Origin of the sequence: Paraburkholderia sp. Ac-20347 (assembly GCF_017104805.1) — a bacterium.
In the GTDB taxonomy this organism is placed as follows: domain Bacteria; phylum Pseudomonadota; class Gammaproteobacteria; order Burkholderiales; family Burkholderiaceae; genus Paraburkholderia; species Paraburkholderia tropica.
In genome coordinates this window covers 1-2872 of the sequence record NZ_JAAGPN010000476.1, presented here as the reverse complement: position 1 = coordinate 2872, position 2872 = coordinate 1, and the positions used below count along the sequence as shown (strand labels likewise).

Genomic DNA, 2872 nt, shown 5'->3' with positions numbered 1-2872 from the left:
CGGCTCGGACAGCAGGACGGCGTCGACGCCGGTGTCCGCGCTGGATGCCGGGCCCGTCGGGCCCGTAGATCCGCCGGACGGGTCGCCATTCCGCGAGGAGCGGAATGATACGCTACGAACGGTCGATGCGCCCGCGGCGAGCCGGCGCGCCAGCGTGGCGAGCCAGCCGAGATCGGCCACATCGAGCCGCTCGAACGCCAGCACGACCGCGCCGCCGCAGCACTGGCCGAGGCTCGGCCCGAGCGCGAGTCGCTCCAGACGGCGCGCGTGCGGCGTGCGCATGCCGTCGCGCAGCACCTGGCGGGCGATCTCGATGGCTTTCCATTCCAGATGGCCGCCTCCGATCGTGTGCCGCGCGGCCTCGCGCGTGACGATCATCTTCGTGCCGGCCTCGCGCGGCGCCGAGCCTTCCACGCGCGCGACGGTCACGAGCACGGCGGCGTCGCCATGCGCGAGCAATTGCTGCAGATCGGTGAGCCAGGCTTGCATCGGGTGCTTCTCCTACAAAACGGCGTGGCGGCGCGTCGGACGCGCGGCCGGTGGATCGTCATGGCGCGGCGCGCGGCGTGACGCTGCCGCGCGCTCAAGGGTTCGAGCATGCCAGAACCCAAGTGGTTCGCGATGACGCATCGTCATTGCGCGTCGTGCGGCGCGGTGGTCGAGCGCTCGCGGAGCGCCGATATCGACGAGATGACGAATCCGGACGTGCGCAAGGCGCACGGACAGGCGGCCGAAAGCGGAAAGAAGCAGGAAGCGACGCAGGAAGCCTGCATGGGCGGGCGCTGCATGCATTGAATGCACGGCGCCTCGGCGGACGGAGCGGATGGTTTGCGTTGTCATGTGAAGCCCAGGAGACATTGCGGATCAGGCGCGCGTTACGCAAAAACCAGGCGAGCCTTGATCGGCCTCGCGCACGTAGATCGCCATCCAGTTGCGAATTTAGCACTGACAGCGCCTGAAAAGTATTCCCTGCGCATGATGGGGGATATCAGCTGGCGGCCATGTCAGGCGCGGTGCAGCGGGGAATTTGCGGTGATTTGGCAGCGAGTGTTACGGCCCTTTGAGCGGGCCCGGCGAGCGGAAACCACCGCCGCAAACGACCGCGCCGCCCAAGGCGGGCGGCGCGGCAGGTAGTCCAGATCAGCGTCGCGAAATCAGCGACGGATGCCGGGCCACGACACCTGACGGCGGCGGTTGCTCCACAGACTCGCGAGCACCGCGAGGAAGATCACGGCGAACGCGATCAGCGACCACAGCGGCAGCGTCAGACCGAGGATCGGCGCGTAGGTGGTTTCGCACAGACCTTGCACCTTGAAGACGCCAGGCAGCCAGTGCGCGGGCGGCAGGGCGTCGACGATCGGCTGCAGCGTGTCGAAGCCGCAGCTGAAGCTCGGGAACGCCTGCACCCACGCGAGACGCGCGGAGGCGACCATGCCGCCTGCCGCCGACAGCACGACGAGCGCTTCGAGCACGCGCACGCCGCGCCAGCTCGTCAGGCGCGCGCCGAGGAAGGCGAACACGGCGATCAGCAGCGTGAAGTAGCGCGTGAGAATGCACAGCGGACACGGGTCCTGATGCTTCACGTACTGCATATAGAGCGCGCCGGCCAGCAGCGCAAGGCAGATCAGACCCAGCAGGACCAGCAGGCCGCGTTCGCGGCGCAACAGCGCGTTATCGTCGTTCATGTGGCGTTTTTCTTCGGGTGAGTGGCGCAGCGCGCGCGACGGGCGCGGCGGCGACGGCGTGACGCGATTCTAGCGCGAAGGTTGCGCCGCGCGAGGAAGCGGCTTGTCGCGGAACGTTGTGCGCTTCATCGCTGCGACGATTTCGGCAAGCTTGCGGTTCCCGTAAGTCACCGCAAGCCGCCACAGACTCGCGCCCGCAGCCTCAGCGCAGCGGCGCGAGCACCGCTTCCACGCCGCGGCCGATGGCCAGCAGCGCGTCGTCGGCGTAAGGCGCGGCGGCGAGCATCAGGCCGACGGGCGCGTCGCCGGGATGATGGATCGGCAGCGACAGCGCGCAGGCGTCGAGGAAATTGAACGCGCTCGGATTGCGCAGCACCAGCGCGTTGGTTTGCGCGAACACGTCGTTGTCGGCGGCGAGCGGGGCGACGGCGGGCGGCGCGATCGGCACGGTCGGCGCGATCACGGCGTCGAAGCGGGACCACAGCGTGGCCTGTGCCTGCTCCATCACGGCCGCGCGCGCGGCGATCAGATCGAGATAGTCGACGGCGCGCGCCGCCTCGCCCTTCAGGATGCGCGCGAGCACGCGCGCGTCGTACTGGTCGCGATGCTGCGCGATCAGATCGCGATGCCACGCGTACGCTTCCATCGACGAAAAGCCGATGCGGTTGATGTCCGCGAACTGCTCGAACGGCGCGAAACGCACCTCGTCGACGATCGCGCCCGCCGCGTCGAGATGCTTGAGCGCCGTGTCGAGGCTCTCGGCGACGGCGGGATCGATGCCGTCGGTCACGTAGTTCGTCAGCACGCCGATGCGCACGCCTTCCAGACGGCGCGCGCCGGGCACGACCGGCGCGAGGCCGGCGAGCAGGCGGTCGACCAGCGCGCAGCACGCCACGCTGTTGCCGATCGGGCCGAACGAGTCGAGCGTGGTGGAGAGCGGCACGCCGCCCGTGCGGGGAATGCGCGCGGCGGTCGGCTTGAAGCCGGTCAGGCCGCAGAACGCGGCGGGAATGCGGATCGAGCCGCCGGTGTCGGTGCCGAGCGCAACGGCGGCCATGCCGTCGGCGACCGACGCCGCCGCGCCCGAGGACGAGCCGCCCGCGACGCGTTCGTCGCCCTTCACGTCGCGGCGATACGGCGAGCGCGGCGTGCCGTAGAGCGGCTGGAGGCAGATCGGAAGAGCACAC

4 protein-coding genes are annotated in these 2872 nt (G+C 69.7%); 1 reads left to right on the top strand and 3 read right to left on the bottom strand.

The window, feature by feature from the left end; genetic code table 11:
* Positions 1-489, bottom strand: a 489-nt coding sequence (locus G3N97_RS37715; protein ID WP_277397882.1) for an XdhC family protein, incomplete at its 3' end; no start/stop codon positions are given.
* Between the two features lie 108 nt (positions 490-597).
* Here G3N97_RS37715 and G3N97_RS37710 point away from each other — a divergent pair.
* Positions 598-795, top strand: coding sequence for a hypothetical protein (locus G3N97_RS37710; protein ID WP_205997836.1), 198 nt, complete (start codon positions 598-600; stop codon positions 793-795).
* Between the two features lie 359 nt (positions 796-1154).
* Here G3N97_RS37710 and G3N97_RS37705 read toward each other — a convergent pair whose 3' ends face one another.
* Positions 1155-1685: a disulfide bond formation protein B gene (locus G3N97_RS37705; protein WP_205997835.1), complete on the bottom strand. Its 531-nt coding sequence runs from the start codon at positions 1683-1685 to the stop codon at positions 1155-1157.
* A 202-nt stretch (positions 1686-1887) separates the two neighbouring features.
* Positions 1888-2872 (bottom strand): amidase (locus G3N97_RS37700; RefSeq protein ID WP_205997834.1); only part of this gene is annotated, 985 nt, incomplete at its 5' end.

Coding starts and splice junctions, on each gene's coding strand:
- G3N97_RS37710 (WP_205997836.1), top strand. CDS start 598: ATGCCAGAACCCAAGTGGTTCGCGATGACGCATCGTCATTGCGCGTCG.
- G3N97_RS37705 (WP_205997835.1), bottom strand. CDS start 1,685: ATGAACGACGATAACGCGCTGTTGCGCCGCGAACGCGGCCTGCTGGTC.